The following is a 20,828-nucleotide window of genomic DNA, read 5'->3' on the forward strand; positions in this document are numbered from 1 at the left end:
CACGGATGTCGGACGCGATTGACATCATCGAACACATGTTCGAACATGAGGGCATGCAGTCGGCGGCAGCACTCCGGTCGCCCGACCCGGAACGGGGCGGGCGGAGCGGTGGTGCCCGGGGCGGACCGCGCCGCGGGACCGACCACCTGGGCGATGCCCGCGCGGCGCTCGACCGCATCACCTCCCTGCGTTCGCGGGTCGCCGACATGGAGTCCACGCGGGTCGACACCGCCGGGCTCCCCACCGCGCCCGCACTGGAACCCCTGCTGCCGGGCGGAGCCATCCGGGTCGGTGGCACCTACGCCGTGCCCGAGTCCGTGCTGCTCGCGATCACCATGCTGCAGGCCGCCTCGGCCGCCGGGGCGTGGTGCGCGGTCGTGGGGGTGCCGTCCTTCGGGATCGAGGCCGCCGCCGCCGCCGGGATCGACCTCGAGCGGCTCGTGCTCGTCCCCGACCCGGGTGACCAGTGGCTCGCGGTGACGGCGGCGATGGCCGACGTCGCGCAGATCGTCCTCACCCGACCGCTCGGCCGGGTCGTGCCCGGTGACGTCGCACGGCTGTCGGCCCGACTGCGGCAGCGCGGTGGGGCGCTCGTCGCGCTCGGCTCCTGGCCCGGGGCGGACGTCACGCTGCGGGTCACGGCCTCGACGTGGAGCGGCATCGGACAGGGCCACGGGCACCTGACGGAGCGCCGGGCCACCGTGACGGCGAGCGGGCGGGCCGGCGCGGTGCGTCCGGCGACCGCCGAGCTCCTCCTGCCCGCGGCGGACGGCGCGGTCCGGGCCGCGACCCCGGTGCCGTCGGTGGGCTCCGGCGACACCCGGGTGCTCCGGCCCGTGGCGGTGGCGTCGTGATCGCCGCCGGCCGCGTCCGAGCCGACGCGATCACCCGCGGGGCGGCACTGCCCGAACCGCCCCCGACCCGGACCATCGTGCTCTGGTGCCCGGACTGGCCCGTCATCGCGGCGTCCCGGGCGGCCGGCACCCCGCCGGAGCAGCCGTTCGCCCTGGTCGCGAAGGGCCTGGTGTTCGCGAGTTCGGCGTCGGCACGCGAGCAGGGCGTCGTGCGGGGCCTCCGTGTGCGTGAGGCCCAGGCCCGCTGCTCAGGGCTCGTCGTGCAGCCGTACGACGACGCCCTGGACCACCGCGCGTTCGAACCCGTCATCCGTGCGGTCGAGGCAGCGGTCCCCGGGGTCGAGGTGCTCCGGCCCGGCACCCTCGCGCTGCGCGCCCGCGGGCCGGCCCGGTACTACGGCGGCGAGCGAGCAGCGGCGGCGACCCTGGCCGGCATCGCGGCCGACCACGGTGCACCGGCGGTGCGGGCCGGGGTCGCCGACACCCCGTTCGCGGCGGACCAGGCGGCCCGTGCCCGTCCGGTGCGTCCCGGCGAACGGGTGCGCCTGGTGCCCGTCGGCGGAACGGCGGACTTCCTCGCGCACCTGCCGCTCGGTGTGCTCGGCGACCCCGACCTGGCGACGGTGCTCGACCGGCTCGGCATCACCACGCTGGGCGACTTCGCGGCACTCGGCGACGAGCAGGTGCGGGACCGGTTCGGCGTGGCCGGGGCGTTCCTGCACCGGTTGGCCGGAGGCCGCGACCCGCGCGAGATCGCGGCGCGGGAGGTCCCGCCGGAACTCCGGGTCGAGGCGTCGTTCGAACCGCCGCTGGACCGCGCCGACCAGATCGCGTTCGCGTTCCGGCGCTCCGCCGACGACTTCGCCGAGCGGCTCCGGGTCGCCGGGCTCGTGGCGACGACCATCCGGGTGGGGATCGTCGACGAGCGGGACGTCCTGCTCGAACGGACCTGGGCGCACCCGCGCTGGTTCGACGCCGCCGACGTGGTCGACCGGGTGCGCTGGCAGCTCGCCGGCGGGGTGGACCCGAGCGGACTCGAAGCACCGGTCACCTCGGTCGTGCTCGAGCCCGTGGCCGTCGACGACGTGGCGAACCACGAACGCGGACTCTGGGGCTCCGGCCCCGACGAACGCGTGCACCACGGGCTCGCCCGGATCCAGGGCATGGTCGGGCACGACGGCGTGGTCAGCCCGCGCATCGGCGGGGGTCGCACCCTGTCCGAGCGCGTGGTGCTCGTGCCGTGGGGTGACGCCCCGGCCGGGGGTGAGCGGGCCCTGGCGACCGTCCGCGACCGCCCGTGGCCCGGCAAGCTGCCCGGCCCGCCACCGGCCACCGTGCTCGAACGACCCCGGCCGGTCGACGTGGTCACGGTCGGCGGCGAGCACGTCGACGTCGACGAGCGTGGGGTGCTGTCCGGCGTGCCCGGGCGGTTCCGTGCCGACGGCGACCGCGGCGGTGCGTTCGCCGGCGTGACGGCCTGGGCGGGCCCGTGGCCGCTGGTCGTGCGGTGGTGGGAGTCCGGCGGGCGGCGCCTGCACCGGCTGCAGCTCGTCGACGCCGAGGGTCGTGCGTGGTACCTCGTGCTGGCGGACCACCGGTGGTGGGCCGAGGCGGTCGCGACGTGAACCGGACCAGCAACAGGAGCGTGACCTGATGGGCTACAGCAACCCACCCATCCCGTGGTCGCAGTTCGAGCGTGCCCTGTCCGACAAGCGGAGCCCGGGGAGCACCCACGACGGCGACGGCGGGGACAGCCCGGCGTGGTCCCGCAAGCGCGAACCGTACGCGGCCGCCCCGCCACCCACCGAGCCGGGCCAGACCGCGCCCGTCGTGCCGTACGCGGAGCTGCACGCGCACTCGACGTTCAGCTTCCTGGACGGGGTGAGCCAGCCCGAGCAGCTGTTCGAGGAGGCCGCTCGACTGCGGCTGCACGCCCTCGCCCTCACCGACCACGACGGCTTCTACGGGGCCGCCCGGATGGCCGAGGTCGCCGAGGCGTACCCGCAGGTCGGCACGGTCTTCGGGACCGAGCTGTCGCTCGGGCTGACCGAGCCGCAGAACGGTGTCCCGGACCCCGAGGGCTCCCACCTGCTGCTGCTCGCCGACGGGCAGGACGGCTACCACCGGCTGGCGGGCGCGGTGACGAGCGCGCACCTGGCAGCCGGGTCCGAGAAGGGCAGCCCGCGGTACGACCTCGACGACCTGGCGGCGCGGGCGGACGGACACTGGCGCGTGCTCACCGGCTGCCGGAAGGGCACCGTGCGGCAGGCCCTCGAGCAGGGCGGCGCGTCTGCGGCCGAGACCGCCCTGCGGGTGCTGCTCGACCGCTTCGGCACCCGCAACGTGGTGGTGGAGCTGATCGACCACGGCGACCCCCTGGACAGCGCCCGCAACGACGCGTTGGCCGAACTGGCCGCGAAGCACGCGCTGCCGGTGGTCGCGACCGGCAACGTGCACTACGCCACCCCCGACCGGTTCCCCGTCGCCACCGCACTCGCGGCGGTCCGGGCCCGCCGCAGCCTCGACGAGGTGGACGGCTGGCTGCCCGCCGCGGACACCGCGCACCTGCGCTCCGGGGCCGAGATGGCCAGGCGCTTCGGACGCTACCCGGGCGCGATCGAGCACACCGTCGCCCTGGCCGACGAGCTCGGCTTCCGGCTGCGGACGGTCAAGCCCGGGCTGCCCGACCTGGACGTCCCCGACGGGCACACCGCGATGTCGTGGCTGCGCGAGCTCACCTGGACCGGTGCGCGGCGGCTCTACCCGGGCAGCGCGGACGGCGTCGACCCGCACAAGCGGGAGCGCATCGAACGCGAACTGTCCGTGATCCAGGACAAGAACTTCCCCGGCTACTTCCTCATCGTGCGCGACATGGTGCAGTACGCCCGCAGCCGGGGCATCCTGTGCCAGGGACGGGGATCGGCGGCGAACTCGGCGGTCTGCTACCTGCTCGAGATCACCGCGGTGGACTCGATCCGGTACGGGCTGCCGTTCGAACGGTTCCTGTCGGCGATGCGGGACGAAGAACCCGACATCGACGTCGACTTCGACTCCGACCGGCGGGAAGAGGTGATCCAGTACGTGTACGAGAAGTACGGCCGGTACAACGCCGCGCAGGTCGCGAACGTGATCACCTACCGACCGAAGGGCGCGGTGCGGGACATGGCGAAGGCGCTCGGCCACAGCCCGGGGCAGCAGGACGCCTGGTCGAAGCAGGTCGAGCGGTGGGGATCTGTGACCGAGAGCCAGGACCACGACATCCCGCCGGCGGTCGTCGGGCTCGCCAGCGACGTGCTCGGGCTCCCACGACACCTCGGCATCCACTCCGGGGGCATGGTGCTGACCGACCGGCCGGTGGGCGAGGTCGTGCCGATCGAGCACGCCCGGATGGACGGTCGCACCGTGCTGCAGTGGGACAAGGACGACTGCGCCTACATGGGCCTGGTGAAGTTCGACATGCTCGGGCTCGGCATGCTGGCAGCGCTGCAGTACTCGTTCGACCTGGCGGCGGAGCACTGCGGGGAGCGCTGGGACATGCACTCCATGCCGAAGGAGGAACAGGGCGTCTACGACCAGCTCTGCCGGGCGGACACCATCGGGGTGTTCCAGGTCGAGTCGCGGGCGCAGATGGGCACGCTGCCCCGGCTCCTGCCCCGCCGGTTCTACGACCTGGTGATCGAGGTCGCACTGGTCCGTCCCGGGCCGATCCAGGGTGGTGCCGTGCACCCGTACATCCGTCGGCGCACCGGCGAGGAGCCGATCACGTACATCCACCCGTCGCTCGAGCCGGTGCTCGAACGGACCCTCGGGGTGCCGCTGTTCCAGGAGCAGCTGATGCAGATGGCGATCGCGGTCGGCAACTGCTCGGGCGACGACGCCGACCTGCTCCGACGGGCGATGGGGTCGAAGCGCGGGCACGAGAAGATCGACCGTCTGCGCGACAAGCTCTACACGGGCATGGCGGACAACGGCATCCACGGGGCCGACGCCGACGCGATCTACGCCAAGATCCAGGCGTTCGCGAACTTCGGCTTCGCGGAGAGCCACTCGATCAGCTTCGCCCTGATCGTCTACGCGAGCGCATGGATGCGGCTGCACTACCCGGGTGCCTTCCTCGCGGCGCTGCTCCGGGCGCAGCCGATGGGGTTCTACTCGCCGCAGACGCTCGTCGCCGACGCCAGACGGCACGGCGTCCAGGTGCTCCGGCCGGACATCCTGCGTTCCGGGGTCGACGCGACGCTCGAAGCGCTGCCGGACGGCGCCGTGCCGGACGGTGCAGCACCGGGCGGGGACGACGCCTGCCTGGTCACGGAGCAGCCGCCGGTCCTGCCGTTCGACCGGTCGCTCCCCGAGGACACCGCACGCCATCGACGTGACGGTGCCTTCGCCGTGCGGCTCGGGCTCGCCGAGGTCGCGTCGCTCAGCCGCAGGAGCGCCGAGAAGATCGTCGCGGAGCGGGACGCGAACGGCCCCTTCGCCGACATGTCCGACCTGGCCCGCCGGGTCGGCCTCACCACCGCGCAGCTCGAGGCCCTCGCCGCCGCCGACGCCTTCGCGCCCTTCGACATCGACCGGCGCGGTGCGATGTGGTCGGCGGCCCAGGCCGCTGCCGAGCGCCCCGACCAGCTGCCGGACACGCAGGTCCTCGTGCAGCCACCGCTGTTCGGGCAGATGACGAGCGGCGACGTCCTGATCGCCGACATGTGGTCGACGGGCATGACGACCGACGACCACCCGGTGCGGCACGTGCGCGACCGGCTCGCGGCGCGGCGGGTGCTCAGCGTGCAGGACACCGCGACCGCCGAGACCGGACGGCGGGTCGAGATCGGCGGGATCGTCACGCACCGGCAGCGTCCGGCGACGGCGTCCGGCATCACGTTCCTGAACGTCGAGGACGAGACCGGACTGGTCAACGTCATCTGCAGCGTGGGGGTGTGGGGTCGCTACCGGCGGGTGGCACGGGAGTCGCCGGCGGTGATCGTCCGGGGGATCCTCGAGCGCTCACCCGACGGTGTGGTCAACCTGGTGGCCGACCGGATCGAGCACCTGTCCCTGTCGGTCCGGACACGCTCACGGGACTTCCAGTGAGCCGGCCGCCACCGCGGACCGCTGCGCTCAGCGCACCTCGGGCAGGCGCACCGTGACCTCGAGACCACCCGAGGGCACGTTGCGGAGCCCAGCCGTGCCTCCCGCCCGTTCCGCCACCGCACGCACGATCGCGAGCCCGAGGCCGGACCCACCGGGCACGGTGACGGCACCGGTCGAGGGGTCGGGGTTCGGCCGCGACTTCCGAGCCTCGTCCGGGCGGGTGAACCGGTCGAACGCGACCGGGATGAACGACTCGGGCACACCGGGTCCGTCGTCGGTGATCTGGAGCACACCCTCGTCGCCCGTGCTGCGCCAGGACACGAAGATGCCACCGCCGCGGGGGAGTGCCGCGACGGCGTTGCCCGCGATGTTCGTCACGAGCTGTGCCATCCCACCGGTGTCGATCCGGTACCGCGGCTCGACGGTGCCCCCGCCGGTGCCCGGTCCCGCGCCACCCACCGCGACGGGCGGTTCGAGGTCGAAGTCGACGGTGATGTCCTTCGCCGACGCGATGAGTCGGACGCGGTCCACGGCGGCCATCACCTCGTCGCCCAGGTCGGACCACGCTGTCTCGGGGCGCTGGTCGCCGTCCTGCTCCCGACGTTCCGACTCCTCGATCCGTGACAGCGCGAGCAGGTCGTTCGCCAGTCGGGACAGGCGGGCGACGCTGTGCTTGGCGCGTTCGATGTGCGCGGCCAGTGCGGCGGCGTCGTCGGCGTCGAGCGCGGCGAGGTCGAGCTGCGTCGTCAGGATGGCGAGCGGTGTGCGGAGTTCGTGGCTCGCGTCGGACACCATCTGGCGTTCCCGCTCGGTGGCCTGCCGCGTCCGGGCGAGGAAGGCGTTGAGGGTGGTCGCCAGCGAGGCCAGTTCGTCCTGTGCCGGACCGACGGGCAGCTCGGCGCGTTCCGGGGCGGCGGACAGGCGCTCCGCCTCGCGCCGCATCCGGTTCACCGGCCGCAGCGCCGCGGTCGCCAGGATCCACGACGCCACACCGAAGGCGACGAGGATCGCGACACCGGTCAGCGACAGGGTGGTGGTGAGGTCGTCGACGACGATCGCCTCGGCCTGCGAGTTCCGCGCCGCGACCACGGTCCACCGGCCGGCCTGGTTCACGGGGTGCTCGACGACGACGCGGTACTCCGACCCGGACACGCGGATGACCGAGGTGCCTGCCGGGGTGGTCGTCAGGCTGCCGAGGGCCTGCTCGACCCGCTTCGGCATCGTGGACAGGCGGATCTCGCCGGACGGCGAGACCACGGCCACCAGCTGCGCGTTGCCGGGCGGGGACAGGTCCGGGTCACTGTCGACCTCGAGCGTGGCGACGTACGGATCGGCGTCGGCGTCGAGCAGGGTGCGCGAGGCACTGGCGACCACGCTGACCACCTGGAACCGCATCACGAGGACGAGCAGCAGGATGACGATCGCCGCGATGGCGGTCGAGCCGATCGTGATCCGCGCGCGCAGCGACAGCAGACGCAGGGGACGGATCGGGCCGCGGCGGTCCGATCGCGAGCCGTCCGCGGCCTCGTTCACGCTCCGAGCAGGTCGAGGCGGTACCCGCGGCCCCGGACGGTGGCGATCGCGACCGTGGCGTCGTGCGCGGTGAGCTTCTTGCGGAGGTACGAGATGTACTGCTCGACGACGTTCGGGTCGACGTGCTGCGAGCCGTCCCAGACCTCTTCGAGGATCTTCGGGCGGTCGACGACGCTCCCCGCCGACCGCGCGAGCAGCCGGAGCAGTGCGAACTCGGTCGGGCTCACGGCGACACGTTGGCCGCGGATCGCGATGCGACGGGCCTCGGAGTCGATGGAGACGTCGCCGACCTCGATGGTCCGTGTGGCCCCGGCGGACTCGCGGCGACCGAGGGCGCGCAGGCGGGCGGTGAGCTCGGCGAAGGCGAACGGCTTGGTGAGGTAGTCGTCGGCACCGGCGTCGAGACCGAACACCCGGTCGTCGACGGCGTCCCGCGCGGTCACGAGCAGGATGCGCACCGGGTCCTCGCGCTCGCGGATGCGTCGGGCGAGCTCGAAGCCGGACATGCCGGGCATCATGACGTCGACGACGGCCAGGTCGAACGCCTGCTCACCGAGGGCGATGAGTGCCTCGACGCCGTTCTCGACCGCCGTGACGCGGTACCCCTCGGCAGCGAGCCCGCGTTCCATGAGCGCGCGCATCTCGTCGTCGTCCTCGACCACCAACAGCCGCATGTTCGACCTCCTCGGACCCATCGTGGCATCGAACCGGTCGCGGCGGTCGTTCCCCCGGCCGATCTCGCTGAATCTCGTCACAGGACAGGCAGAACGGTCCGTCCCTTGTTCTAGGGACGTGAGCACTGCTTGCGTCGTTGCTAGGCTCCGGCAGCGGACGGCGTCACCCGAGGCGCTGGCCACAGCACTGGGGGATCATGAACGACTCGATCGACCACCCGGCGATCCTGCGCCTGCGCGCGGAACTCGACGCGGCGTGGAAGGGCATGGGCACACTCGCACAGCTGGACGACGTCCCGCGCGGGCGGGTGGTCGCCGAACTGCGGACGGCCGTGCCGGACGTCGCGAGCCGTGCCGCTCGCGAGGTCGGCAGTGAGGCCGTCGTCGCCGAGATCTGCCGGTACGCCCACGTCGGCGCTCCGGGAGCGACGGCGACGGTGCAGACGGCGGTGATCTGGGGCGACGTCGTGCAGTCGGCGTCGGAGGCGGCGCGCGCCACGCGCTGACGTCGCGCCGAGCACCGACCCACGGGCCGGCCGACCGCGCGCCGCGCGTCGCCGTCGGGCGAGCGCCACGCGCCTCGGCCCGGCCCACCCGCACCGACGAGCGCGCCTAGTCGTCCTCGCCGAGCAGTTCCTCGCGCACGCGCCGGATGTCCTCGAGCAGCGCGCCGATGAGCACCCAGTGCCGCGTGTTCGGCCGCACCACCGTGAGCGGTGCCGTCAGCGCGGGCTCCGTGACCTCCGAGGCGCCGAGCTCGTCCGACGAACCGCCTGCGCCGGCGCCGGGCTCGAGTCGCGTCGACTCCACCCGTGCGCTGAGCGCTCGCACGTCGGCGCCGATGCGGGCCACCTCGGTCGCGATGCCGTGCACCACCGGGTCGGCGCGCAGGTCCGGCGCGGTGTTGTCACGGATCGCCCGGGTCATCCCGGTGACCCGGGTGACCAGGACCCGCAGGTGGTCCGTGACAGCGACGTCGCGGTCCAGCACCCGGCGGTGCCGTCCGCCGCGCGGGTTCATCGTGAGCGACTCGCGTGCGGCGGCGAGCGAGGCCTCGGTCTTGGCGTGCTGCTGCCGCAGGGCCCGTGCCGTCACGAGCGCCTCGTCCCACCGGTCGTGGTCCCAGCCCTCGGTCAGCCCGATCGCGATCCGCTCGAACGCGACGGCGGTGTCGCGGGCGAGCCGGGCGACGGCCAGGTGCGCGGGTTCGAGCAGGACGGGCGGCACGATCAGCGCGTTGACGACGAGGGCGACGATCGCGCCGATCACGGTCTCGAGGACCCGGTCGGCGGAGTAGTTCGGCGTCACCACCCCGGCGGTGAGCACGAGCATGCCGCTGATCCCCACCTGCGTCGCCGAGGTCGGGGTGAGCCGGAGCGCCCAGGCGATGAGGATCGCGAGCACGATGACGAGCAGCACCACCAGCACACCGTCGCCGAGCAGCAGGTGGAACCCGGTGGCCAGGACGACCCCCAGCACGACGCCGGCGCTCCGCTCGAGCCCCTTGACGAACGACTGGGTGATGCTCGGTTGCACCACGAGCAGCGCGGCGATCGCGGCGAAGGTCGGGAACGGTCCGTCGATGACGAGCCGGCAGAGCAGCACGGCGGCGACCACGGCGACGGCGGTCTTCACGACCTGCAGGAACGGCGTCCGACTGGAGCTGCGGAGACGGGCGACCGGGTTCACACCGACCACGGTAGCCACCGGCCGCACGCCGAGCCGTGCACGAACGCGACGAAACCGCCCCGACACGGTTGACTGATGTCGTGTGGCCCAACCATGAGCGCGTCATCCCGCAGGCCTTCGCCGGCTCCGGGACCTCGGTGGTGGCCGCACGCGCGCACTCCGTCGAGCCGTCGGGCAACGGGTACCTGTACGGCTACGAGGTCGACACCGTCGACCGCGCCGGGCAGCGCGCCACCGTCCTGACGTACGTCGACACCGGCGGCACGCACGACCAGAACAGCGCGATCGTCACCGATCCCACGACGGGTGAGCCGGTGTCCGTGTGGGCGTACCCGAACGACCCCGGCCTGCCGGTGCTGCCGCAGGTCACCTACCGCGACGCCGTCGCCGAGCTCCTGACGACGCTCGGCATGCCGGTCACCGACCCGGTCCTGACGGTCGCCGCCTACCGACCGGGCAAGCGTGCGGTGGTGCGGGTCGACGCCCCCGAGCGCACCCTGTTCCTGAAGATCGTGCGCCCGCACCGCGTCGCACCGATCGTCCGGTCGCACGAGCAGTTCGTCGCGGCCGGGCTGCCGGTGCCCCGCGTGCTGTCGAGCCGCGGCGACGGTCTGCTGGTGCTCGAACGCATCCGCGGCGTCCCCGCGGGCAGCCGCATCCTCGACATCGCCGACGATCCGCGCTTCGTGGCCTCGCTCGCCGCGCTGAGCGGCCGAGTCGCCACCGTCCCGATGACCCAGCAGGCCCGCGCCGACGCGATGGACCACGCCGACTGGCACCGCCGGACGCTCGTCGCCGCCCTGCCGCAGGACGCCGAGGAGATCGACCACCTGTACGACGCGATCGGGCGCCGCTCGATCGGGTGGACCAGCGCGACGAAGCAGGTCGTGCACGGCGACCTGCACCTCGAGCAGGTCTTCGTCGACGAGGACGAGCCGTGGCGCATCTCCGGCCTGCTCGACATCGACACCGCGGGCTGGGGCTTCCCGGTCCGTGACGTCGGCGCGGTCGTCGCGCACCTGGTGGTGACGGGGCTGTGGCACCGCTCCCGAGGGGACGCCGATCGCGGGGCCGCCGCCGAGCGGCTCGCCGACGCGATCGCCCGCGACTGGGCGGCGCGCAACCCGCGCGAGGCCGACCGCATCGGACCCGCCATCGGCGCGCAGCTGCTCGCCCACGCCGGCGGCCAGGCGACCACCGGTTCGGCGAACGGGGTGCAGACCGCGCAGCAGCTGCTGCGCGCGACGCGGGCTGCCCTGGCGGACCCGGCCCCGAGCCTCCCGACCGGGGCGTCGACCCGCCCGCGATCCGCGCCCCAGGCCTGAGGCGCGACGTCGCCGCCGCGTGGACGACAGATCTGCGCGGACCATCCGCGGCACCTGTCGCTCGCGCGGGGCGCAGGTGGCCCAAGGGCGGACGGGAGGCGCGGGGCGGGCCCGCAACGGGCCTCCCGTCCGCCGCCGCGACGCGCGCGGGTGCCGCCGACTCGCCTCCGTCGGTGGTCGGGGAGTAAACTGACCGCGCACGCACCGCGTTCCCGCGTGCCGCGTCGATTCCGGACGCAGCCGTCGATCACTTGATCGACGCGGGGACCGGGCCGTGACCGCCCCGCGGGGGCATCACGTGCGTGTGACGACGCCGGATCCCGGCGCGGACCGTCGCACCCGGCGCCGACCAGGCGCTCGCGGTGGAACGGTCCGCGGGACTCCACCGGACGTCCCGATGCGGGGACCGGCGATGCGGCGGGCCACGGTGGCCCGCAGCCGGACCGGAGCCGTGCGAGGCCCCGGTGCAGGACTTCCCGCCCGCGGGCGGATCGCCCCGACGCGTGGGCGGAACAGGAGGAGCGTTGGCTCGATCAGGCACCCGGCGAGCTGCCGGCGGGACGCGGACCGCGTCACGCCGCACCCGGCCGCTGGACAACGACGGCGTCATCCCCGTGCTCGCCCGCGCGGTGCGCGAGGTCGAGGCCGCGGCGCAGCGCGGTCCGCTCAAGGCGTCGAACCGGACGAAGTTCCAGGCCGTCGCCTTGCTCATGCGTGAGGAGCGCGCGCGGGTGAAGGCGGACACCGACCTCACCGACGCGCAGCGCGCCGAGCAGCTCAAGCGCCTCGACGGCGTCGCGACGATCCTGGCGAAGACGGCGGCGCGCGACACGAGCGTCATCCAGCTCCTCGCCGAAGAGGCGCAGGTCTCCGAGGCCACCCGTGCCGTGAAGCGCGACATGATGATCGCCGGCGGCATGGAGCTGCAGCCGGAGGACCTCGTCATCGCCGCCGAACCGGCCCCGGTCGTCGAGACCCCGGTGCGGGCCGTCGTGCCGCAGGCCGTGGTGCAGCGCCAGCTCGCCAACCCGTTCATGCCGCCGGACTTCGCGCTCGCCGACCAGCCCGTCGCGCACCCGCGTCGCCTGGCCAACTGGGAGCTGTTCGGGCCGCTCTTCAAGTCGTTCGAGTACGGCGCGGGCGGGGGAGCGGCGTCGATGCCGCTGCCGGAGCCGACGTCGCTGCACTCGCGCTCGGGCACCACGCTCATGAAGCACCAGGCCGAACTCGTCGCTGCCGCGGCGCAGGGCCACCGCACGTTCCTGCTCGCCGACGAGCCGGGCCTGGGCAAGACGGCGCAGTCGCTGCTCGCCGCCGACGCCGCGAACGCGTTCCCGCTGCTCGTCGTCGTGCCGAACGTCGTGAAGACGAACTGGGCGCGCGAGGCCGAGCGCTGGGTGCCGAACCACCGCGCCACCGTCATCCACGGGGACGGCAACGACCTGGACGGCTTCGCCGACATCGTCATCGTGAACTACGAGATCCTCGACCGGCACGCCGGATGGCTCGGGAACTTCGGGTTCAAGGGCATGGTCGTCGACGAGGCGCACTTCATCAAGAACAAGGACTCGCAGCGCGCCCGGTTCGTGCTGCAGATCGCCGACCGCATCCGGCAGCGGACCGCCGCGCCGCTGCTCATGGCGCTCACCGGGACGCCGCTCATCAACTCAGTCGAGGACTTCCGCACCATCTGGGAGTACCTCGGGTGGATCGACGACAAGAAGCCGCGCGCCCAGCTCATGAACGAGCTCGAGGAGATCGGCCTGACGCCGGCCGACCCCGGGTTCTTCGTCGAGGCGCGCCGTGCCGTCATCGACCAGGGCATCGTCCGCCGTCGCAAGGTCGACGTCGCCGCGGACATCCCCGCGCGCCGCATCGCCGACATCCCCGTCGAGCTCGACGGCGACGAGGGTCGCTCCATCCGCGACGCCGAGCGCGAGCTCACCGCCAAGCTCGTCCGCCGGTACCACCAGGCGCTCGACGCCCGGACCGGGCAGGACCCGGTCGTCGGCATCGACCACCGGCTCGTCCGCCAGGTCGCCCGCTGGGAGCTCGAGGACCAGGATGCCTCGTCGACCGGCGAGAACGTGTTCTCGATGGTCCGCCGCATCGGTCGCGCCAAGGCACAGCTGGCCGCCGACTACGCCGCGCAGCTCGCGTCGAACGTCGGCAAGGTCGTGTTCTTCGCGAAGCACCTCGACGTCATGGACCAGGCGGAGGAGGTCTTCGCACGCCGGGGCCTGCGCACCGCCACGATCCGCGGCGACCAGACCCCGGCGCAGCGCACGGCCGAGATCGACTCGTTCGTGAACGACCCCGACGTCGCTGTCATCGTCTGCTCGCTCACCGCGGCCGGCGTCGGCCTGAACCTGCAGGTCTCGTCGAACGTCGTGCTCGCCGAGCTGTCGTGGACGAGCGCCGAGCAGACCCAGGCCATCGACCGCGTGCACCGCATCGGGCAGGAGGAGCCGGTCACCGCGTGGCGCATCATCGCGGCGCAGACGATCGACACGAAGATCGCCGAGCTCATCGACTCGAAGGCGTCCCTGGCCGCCCGTGCGCTCGACGGCTCGGACGAGGAGGTCGTGGACTCGGGCGACATCCAGCTCGACGCGATGGCGGCCCTGCTGACGGAGGCGCTCGGGGGCTAGCGCGGCGCGCGCGCCCGGCGCCGCGGCGCCGATCCGGCTCGCATAAGCAAAGTCCGTCCGAACCACGTGATCGCGTGATTCGGACGGACTTTGATTGTGCACGGGGACTCCGCGCCGTTGCCGCGGCCGCGGCAACTCGCGCGGGTGCGCCGCCGCTCAGATGCGGGACTGCACCTCGGCCAGCGACGGGTTCGTGGCGGTGCTGCCGTCGGGGAACACGAGGGTCGGGACGGTCTGGTTGCCGCCGTTGACCTGGGCGACGAGCTCGGCCGTGCCCGGGGTCTGCTCGATGTCGACCTCGGTGAAGGGCACGCCCGCCTTGGTCATCTGGTTCTTCAACCGGGCGCAGTAGCCGCACCACGTCGTCGTGAACATCGTGACGCCGCCGGCGTCGGGGGTGAACTGCTCGCGGGTGATCGTGTCGCTCATGGCAGCAGGCTAACCCCGGGTGCGGGGAAAGCGCGGAGTGCCTGGTAGACAAGAGCGCGTGAGCGACACCCACCTCGAGATCGAGCGCACCTACGACCTGCCCGAGGGCGGTGCCCTGCCCGACCTCGTCGGCGCGGGCGGCATCCTCCGGACCGAGCACCAGGAGCCGTTCGAACTGGACGCGACCTACTGGGACACCGAGCGCTACGACCTGGTGGCCGCACGGGTGACGGTCCGCCGCCGCATCGGTGGTCCGGACGCCGGCTGGCACATCAAGCGCGCCGAGTCGGACACCGTCCGGCACGAGCAGCACTTCCCGCTGACCGACGACGCCGACACCGTGCCGGTCGAGGTCCTCGCCGCGCTGTTCACCGAGCGTCGCGGTCGCGGACTGCGCCCCGTCGTGCGCATCACCACGACCCGCACCGTGACCCGCCTGCTCGACGAGGACGGCGACCAGATCGCCGAACTCGCCGACGACCGGGTGTCGGCGCAGCGTCTGGACGACGAGGCACCGGAGACGCCGCGCACCTGGCGCGAGGTCGAGATCGAGACCGTGGGCGACGTCGACCCGCAGATCGCCCACGAGCTGTTCGCAGCGCTGGACGGGCGCTTCGCGGCCGTCGGCGCCGGCCCCGCCGCCGTCGCGTCCAAGCTGGCACGTGGGCTGGCAGGCGCACCGGCACCGCGCCTCCAGACCGAGGACAAGCCGGCCAAGGGCACGACCGCACGCGTGCTGGCGAAGCGGGTGCGCAAGCTGCGCACCGCGCTGCTCGGTCAGGAGGCCCGGCTCCGGTCCGGCGATGCGACCGACCTCCGGCAGGCGGCCGAGACCACCCTGGAGATCGCCGCGATCATGGGCGCGTACCGCCCGGCGTTCCCGGCGGGCGAGGCCGTCGACCGCGCCGCTGAGGCGGCGGACGGCCTGGCGGCCGTCACCGCGCGTGCCGCGCTGGCCGAGTACCTGATCGACCGGCTGCCCCGGGCGTCGTCTCCCGCGCAGGACGACCTGGTCGATGCCATGACGCGGGAGCGCATCCTCGCCTCGACCCGCGAACGTCGCGACCAGGCGGTGCGCGACGTCGTGGCGTTCCTGCACGGCGAGCCGTTCCTCGAGCTGCTCGACGCCCTCGACGACGCCGCGGAGCGCCCGGTGCCGACGGCGTGGTCGCTCCGTTCGCCGAAGCAGGTCGCGCAGGACGTCGGAGCCGACGTGAAGCCGCGCGTGCGTGAACTCGTCCGCGCCGCCGTCGCCGACGACACGTCGGACACCGCCGCCGAGCGCGAGGCCGCCGACCGCGCCACAACCGAGGCCGCGTGGCAGGAGACCATGCGCGCCCGGATGACGATGGACGTGCTCGGCGACGACGCGTTCCCGCACGCGCTGTGGAAGCGGATCGGCACCGCGGCCGACGTGCTGACCGAACGCGTGCGGTCCCTGCACGCCCTCGACATCCTGCGTGCGAACGCGGCGATCGCGGAGCGCGGCGGCGAGGGCACGTTCGGCTACGGGGTGCTCGCGGGGGACCGGGTGCGTCTGGCCGAGGAGTCCTACGACGAGGCGGTGCACGCGCTCAACCGCGTGTGAGCGCGCGCGTGTCGTTCACGCTCGCGGTGTCGCTCGCGTTCGCGCTGTTCACTTCGTGAGCAGGAATGGTCGGGTTCCCGTTCGGGACCCGACCATTCCTGCTCACGATGTCGTGCTCGCGCTCGTGCCGCGCGGTGTCCGTCGGCTCAGCCGGCGGCGATCGGGTTGGCGCTCGCCGCGGCGGGCGTCTCGTCGGCGAGCCCGAGCACGTCGAGCAGCCAGGCGAGTTCGGACGCCCGCTCCTTCCACGACGCGTAGCGGCCGCTGACGCCACCGTGGCCGGCGGACATCTCGGTCTTCAGCAGCACCGGGGCGCCGACCTCGCGCAGCTTCGCCGTCCACTTCGCGGGTTCGACGTACAGCACACGGGTGTCGTTGATCGAGGTGACGGCGAGGATCCGCGGGTACTGCACGTCGTCGCGGACGTTCTCGTACGGCGAGTACTCGCTCATGTAGCGGTAGACCTCGGCGTCGTGCAGCGGGTCGCCCCACTCGTCCCACTCGATGACGGTGAGGGGCAGGTCCGGGTCGAGGATGCTCGTGAGCGCGTCGACGAACGGCACGGCGGCCAGGATGCCCGCGAAACGGTCCGGCGCGAGGTTCGCCACGGCGCCCATGAGCAGCCCGCCGGCGCTGCCGCCCTCGGCGACGAGCCGGTCGGCGCTCGTCCGGCCGGAGGCGATCAGGTGGTCGGCGACCGCGACGAAGTCGGTGAAGGTGTTCTTCTTCGTCAGGGTCTTGCCGTTCTCGTACCAGTGCCGTCCGAGCTCGCCGCCGCCACGCACGTGGGCGACGGCGAAGACGACACCGCGGTCGAGCATCGACAGGCGCATGACGCTGAACCCGGGGTCGATGGAGTGCTCGTACGAGCCGTAGCCGTACAGGTGCAGCGGTGCGGGCGTGCGCTCGTCAACGGCGTCGCGACGCCAGACGAGCGAGATCGGCACCCGCGTGCCGTCCGGCGCGGTGGCCCAGTCGCGCTCCTGCACGTAGTCGGCGGGGTCGTACCCTCCGAGCACGGGCTGCCGCTTCAGGACGGTCACCTCGCCGGTCGCCAGGTCGAGGTCGCTGATCTCGGACGGCGTGACGAACGAGGTGTACCCGAGGCGGAGCGTCGGCTGCTCCCACTCCGGGTTCCCGCCGAGACCGGCGGAGAACAGCGTCTCGTCGAAGGGCACCTCGTGCGCGTCGCCGTAGCCGTCGCCCTCGATGGGGATGATCGCGACGCGGGGGAGTGCCTCGGACCGGTACTCCAGCGCCAGGTGACCGGCGAAAGCGTCGACCGACTCGATGCGACGCTCGCTGTGGTGCGCGACGACGACGCGGCGGTCACGTTCCGAGGTGGGGTCGTCGGCGGGCACGTCGACGAGCTCGAAGTTCTCGGCACCGTCGTTGTGCAGCACGAGGAACCGGTCGCTCCCACCGACGATCGCGTGCTCGATCTCGTACTCGACGCCCTCGCGACGGGGCCACACGACCTGGAACTCGCCGGTCGGGTCCGCGGCGTCCAGGACGTGCGCCTCGGACGTGATCTTCGACCCGAGCTCGATGACGATGTACTGCGACGACCGGGTCACGCCGACACCGACCCAGTAGCGGTCGTCGGGCTCCTCGAAGACCACGACGTCGTCGGCGGCCGCGGTCCCGACGGCGTGCCGCCAGATCCGGTCCGGGCGCCACGACTCGTCGACGGTCGGGTAGAAGACGTACCGGCCGGTCGGGTCGAACGTGGCACCCGCGCCGGTGTTCGGGATGGCGTCGCCGAGGTCGGCACCGGTCGTCAGGTCGCGCACGTGCAGGGTGTACCGCTCGTCGCCCTCGACGTCGATGCCGTACACCAGGCGCGTGCCGTCGTCGCTGATGTCGTAGGTGCCGAGGGAGAAGAACTCGTGCCCGTCGGCCAGGGCGTTGCCGTCGAGGACGACCTGTTCGCCGGGGAGCGTCGCCGCGCCCTCGACGACCGCCGGCGGCGTCCAGTCGTCCGGGCCCGAGACGGGCGTCCGGCAGTGGACGCCGTACTGGCTGCCCTCCGCAGTGCGGGTGAAGTACCACCAGTCGCCCATGCGCACCGGCACCGAGAGGTCGGTCTCCTGCACGCGGCTCTTGACCTCGGCGAAGATGCGCTCGCGCAGCGGTGCCAGGTGCGCCGTGGCGGCGTCGGTGTGGGCGTTCTCGGCTTCGAGGTACGCCAAGGTGTCCGGTGACTCCTTGTCCCGCAGCCACTCGTAGTCGTCGACGAAGTCGATCCCGTGGTGGGTCCGCGTCACCGGCCGCTTGGCGGCGCTGGGCGGGGTGGACTGGGTGTGCTCGCTGCTCACCCTTCCACCCTATTCGCACGGTTCCGTCAGGCAGCGGACCCGTCGCCCGCCCACGGCCGTGATCGCGCTCGGACAGCGGCACGGACGCGCTCCTCGAAGGCCTGTAGCTCACCGACCACCGCGGGCGCCACCCACGCACGGTCCCGCCGCCGTTCGGTCACGGGCCGGAGCACGCCGGCGCGCTCCAGGTCCGCGACGACCACCGGCACCGACGCTGCCGGCACCAGCTCCGACAGCTGCTCCTCGGTCAGGACCGGGTCGATCGCGAGCGCGCGACCGACCACCGCGTGCGGGCCCCTTGCGCACGGTCCCGCGGCGAGGTCGACCGCGGACTCGGCGAGCAGCAGCGCGGTCAGCGAGGCCTCGTCGCACACGGTGCCGATCGCGAGGGCGACCTCGACCACGAACGCGTCGACCTCGCCGTCCCGGTAGCGCTCGAGGTGCCGGAAGTACCGCGCACGGTCCGCCGCGAACACGGTGGCGACCGGCGCGGTCACCGTGGTGGTCACACCGCGTCGCCGGAGGACGGCGCCGATGAGGGCGCGGCCGATGCGCCCGTTGCCGTCCGTGAACGGGTGGATCGACTCGAACTGGGCGTGCCCGATCGCCGCCTGCGCGATCGGGTGCAGGTCGGTGCGGTGCAGGAACGCGAACAGGTCGGCCATCAGCGGGGCGACGAGCTCCGGTGGGGGAGGCACGTACGTCGCGAGTCGTGGCGTGCGACCTCCGCCGATCCAGTTCTGCACGTCGCGGTACCGCCCTGCGTACCGACCGTCGACCGGATCGTCGCGCATGAGCAGGCGGTGGGCGTCGAGCAGGGACGCCTCGGTGACGGCACCGCAGCGGTCGGCGTCCGAGACGAGCCGGTCCGCCGCCCCGGCCGCGCGGACGACGGCGGTGGCCCCGGGGTCGGCGCGGACCCCGACGAGCGCCCTGGCCAGGTCGTCGACCGATGCGGCCTCGTCCTCGATGCGCGACGACGCCACGGCCTCGGTTCTGCCGAGCACGAGGCCGAGCGGGGCGAACCGCCCGCCGTGGTGGACGTCGAGGCTCCGGAGGGCTGCTGCGCTCCGGTCGAGCAGGGCCTCGGTCGGTGCGTCCGGCCGCCACCGCACCCGGGCGATCCGCGGGGGGACGGCGACCCGGATGCGCGTCAGTTCGCGGTCCTCCCGCGGTCCGCGCACCGAGCTGCGCCATGGGCGATCGGCGTGTTCGTGGACGGGCCAGGCGGCGCTCCGGAGTTCCATGCGGCGACGGTAGGACCACCAGCGCCCCCGCCGCCAGCAATCCGTATGTCGCCGTCCGCCGACCGCCGCCCGCCGCCCGCCGGCCCGGCCCTCCCACCGCGGCCCCGACCGCCGGCCCCGCCGACCCCCGCGTACCGTCGGTGTCATGAGCAACTCCTTCGCGATCACCGGTGCCCACGTCGTCCCCGTCTCCGCCCCCGCCTTCGACGGCGGCGCGGTCGTGGTCGAGGACGGCCGCATCACCGCCATCGGCCCGGACGTCACCCCGCCCGAGGGCATGACCGTCGTCGACGCCTCCGGCTCCTGGCTCCTGCCCGGCTTCGTCGAGTCGCACGGCCACGTCGGCATCCATGAGGAAGCGAACGGCGAGGCCGGCAACGACACGAACGAGATGACCGGCCCGAACATGGCCGGTGTCCGGGCGATCGACGCGATCGACATCGACGACGAGGGCTTCCGCGACGCACTGTCCGGCGGGATCACGAGCATCGTGGTCAAGCCCGGGTCCGGCAACCCGATCGGTGGTCAGAGCGTCGCGATCAAGACCTGGGGTGGGCGCACCATCGACGAGCAGCTCATCTCCGACTCGGTCAGCGTGAAGAGCGCCCTCGGTGAGAACCCGAAGCGCGTGTACGGCGGCAAGGGCCAGACCCCCTCCACCCGGCTCGGCGTCGCGAAGATCATCCGCGACGCGTTCGTCGAGGCGCAGGGCTACCGTGCCGCGCGCGACGCCGCCGAGGCGAAGGGCGAGCCGTTCACCCGCGACCTCACGAAGGAGACCCTGGTGCGCGTCCTCGACGGTGAGCTCGTCTGGGACCAGCACACGCACCGCCACGACGACATCGCCACCGCGATCCGCCTGGCCGAGGAGTTCGGCTACCGACTCGTCGTCAACCACGGCACCGAGGCCCACAAGATCGCGGGCGTCCTGGCCGAGAAGGACATCCCGGTGATCTACGGCCCGCTCTTCACCAGCCGGTCGAAGGTCGAGCTCCGCGACCGCGGCATCCCGAACCTCGCCGCGATCGCAGCGGCGGGCGTGCGCGTCGCGATCACGACCGATGCGCCCGTCGTGCCGATCAACATGCTCGTCGACCAGGCGACCGCCGCCGTGAAGGAGGGCCTGCCGGCCCGCACCGCGCTCGAGGCGCTCACCGTCAACCCGGCGGACTTCCTCGGCTTGGGTGACCGCGTCGGTCGACTCGCCGAGGGACACGACGCCGACCTCGTGCTCTGGGACGGCGACCCGCTGGACGCGACGAGCCGCGCGACGCGCGTCTGGATCGACGGCGAGGCCGTCTTCGAGTACGTCGACGGCGCCGGCGTCACCACCCCGCGCTGGTAGCGAGCACGACACGGACCGGAGGCGCGGTGCCAGCTGGCACCGCGCCTCCCGTCCGTGGTGGGCTCACGCCGCCCCTCGCGGTGAGCG

General features: G+C 73.3%; 14 protein-coding genes. 8 read left to right on the plus strand and 6 right to left on the minus strand.

The features are described 5' to 3' along the window. Nucleotides 1–35 precede the first annotated feature (35 nt). From I8920_RS05070 to I8920_RS05080, 3 genes are read left to right on the plus strand one after another with little or no spacing between them, the layout of a single operon-like run. Nucleotides 36–854, plus strand: a complete 819-nt coding sequence (locus I8920_RS05070) for a hypothetical protein (RefSeq protein ID WP_232832829.1) — start codon at nucleotides 36–38, stop codon at nucleotides 852–854. Further along, nucleotides 851–2,479, plus strand: a complete 1,629-nt coding sequence (locus I8920_RS05075) for a DNA polymerase Y family protein (RefSeq protein WP_198658068.1) — start codon at nucleotides 851–853, stop codon at nucleotides 2,477–2,479. Before I8920_RS05070 ends, I8920_RS05075 begins: the two co-directional genes overlap by 4 nt. 28 nt (nucleotides 2,480–2,507) lie before the next feature. Next, nucleotides 2,508–5,942 carry an error-prone DNA polymerase gene (locus tag I8920_RS05080; RefSeq protein ID WP_198658069.1) on the plus strand — a complete coding sequence of 1,145 codons (3,435 nt, stop codon included), beginning with the start codon at nucleotides 2,508–2,510 and terminating at the stop codon, nucleotides 5,940–5,942. A gap of 27 nt (nucleotides 5,943–5,969) precedes the next feature. Here I8920_RS05080 and I8920_RS05085 read toward each other — a convergent pair whose 3' ends face one another. Both I8920_RS05085 and I8920_RS05090 read right to left on the minus strand, forming a co-directional pair. Further along, nucleotides 5,970–7,475, minus strand: coding sequence for a sensor histidine kinase (locus tag I8920_RS05085; RefSeq protein WP_198658070.1), 1,506 nt, complete (start codon nucleotides 7,473–7,475; stop codon nucleotides 5,970–5,972). Then, nucleotides 7,472–8,149 (minus strand): response regulator transcription factor, encoded by a 678-nt coding sequence (locus I8920_RS05090; protein ID WP_198658071.1) that lies wholly within the window; start codon nucleotides 8,147–8,149, stop codon nucleotides 7,472–7,474. The genes I8920_RS05085 and I8920_RS05090 overlap by 4 nt, the downstream gene beginning before the upstream one ends. A gap of 197 nt (nucleotides 8,150–8,346) precedes the next feature. Here I8920_RS05090 and I8920_RS05095 point away from each other — a divergent pair, with 197 nt between their 5' ends. Continuing rightward, on the plus strand, nucleotides 8,347–8,655 hold the full coding sequence (locus I8920_RS05095; RefSeq protein WP_198658072.1) for a hypothetical protein: 309 nt from the start codon (nucleotides 8,347–8,349) through the stop codon (nucleotides 8,653–8,655). 106 nt (nucleotides 8,656–8,761) lie between these two features. Here I8920_RS05095 and I8920_RS05100 read toward each other — a convergent pair whose 3' ends face one another. Then, on the minus strand, nucleotides 8,762–9,838 hold the full coding sequence (locus tag I8920_RS05100; RefSeq protein WP_198658073.1) for an FUSC family protein: 1,077 nt from the start codon (nucleotides 9,836–9,838) through the stop codon (nucleotides 8,762–8,764). An 80-nt stretch (nucleotides 9,839–9,918) separates the two neighbouring features. Here I8920_RS05100 and I8920_RS05105 point away from each other — a divergent pair, with 80 nt between their 5' ends. After that, nucleotides 9,919–11,163 carry an aminoglycoside phosphotransferase family protein gene (locus I8920_RS05105; protein ID WP_198658074.1) on the plus strand — a complete coding sequence of 415 codons (1,245 nt, stop codon included), beginning with the start codon at nucleotides 9,919–9,921 and terminating at the stop codon, nucleotides 11,161–11,163. A 524-nt stretch (nucleotides 11,164–11,687) separates the two neighbouring features. After that, on the plus strand, nucleotides 11,688–13,814 hold the full coding sequence (locus tag I8920_RS05110) for a DEAD/DEAH box helicase (protein ID WP_198658075.1): 2,127 nt from the start codon (nucleotides 11,688–11,690) through the stop codon (nucleotides 13,812–13,814). A 156-nt stretch (nucleotides 13,815–13,970) separates the two neighbouring features. Here I8920_RS05110 and I8920_RS05115 read toward each other — a convergent pair whose 3' ends face one another. After that, nucleotides 13,971–14,243, minus strand: coding sequence for a mycoredoxin (locus I8920_RS05115; protein WP_198658076.1), 273 nt, complete (start codon nucleotides 14,241–14,243; stop codon nucleotides 13,971–13,973). A 58-nt stretch (nucleotides 14,244–14,301) separates the two neighbouring features. On the opposite strand from I8920_RS05115, the gene I8920_RS05120 reads away from it, so the two are divergent. Further along, nucleotides 14,302–15,831: a CYTH domain-containing protein gene (locus I8920_RS05120; RefSeq protein WP_198658077.1), complete on the plus strand. Its 1,530-nt coding sequence runs from the start codon at nucleotides 14,302–14,304 to the stop codon at nucleotides 15,829–15,831. Nucleotides 15,832–15,977: 146 nt separating this feature from the next. Here the strand turns inward: I8920_RS05120 and I8920_RS05125 are convergent, their stop codons facing one another. Continuing rightward, nucleotides 15,978–18,149: a S9 family peptidase gene (locus tag I8920_RS05125; RefSeq protein WP_198658078.1), complete on the minus strand. Its 2,172-nt coding sequence runs from the start codon at nucleotides 18,147–18,149 to the stop codon at nucleotides 15,978–15,980. Nucleotides 18,150–18,175: 26 nt separating this feature from the next. Continuing rightward, nucleotides 18,176–19,396, minus strand: coding sequence for a Fic family protein (locus I8920_RS05130; protein WP_198658079.1), 1,221 nt, complete (start codon nucleotides 19,394–19,396; stop codon nucleotides 18,176–18,178). A gap of 145 nt (nucleotides 19,397–19,541) precedes the next feature. On the opposite strand from I8920_RS05130, the gene I8920_RS05135 reads away from it, so the two are divergent. After that, the gene (locus tag I8920_RS05135; protein WP_198658080.1) at nucleotides 19,542–20,741 is read left to right on the plus strand and encodes an amidohydrolase; all 1,200 of its coding nucleotides are present in this window, start codon (nucleotides 19,542–19,544) and stop codon (nucleotides 20,739–20,741) included. Nucleotides 20,742–20,828: the final 87 nt, after the last annotated feature.

It is taken from the genome of Curtobacterium sp. YC1 (assembly GCF_016267665.1).
Taxonomy (GTDB): Bacteria; Actinomycetota; Actinomycetes; order Actinomycetales; family Microbacteriaceae; genus Curtobacterium.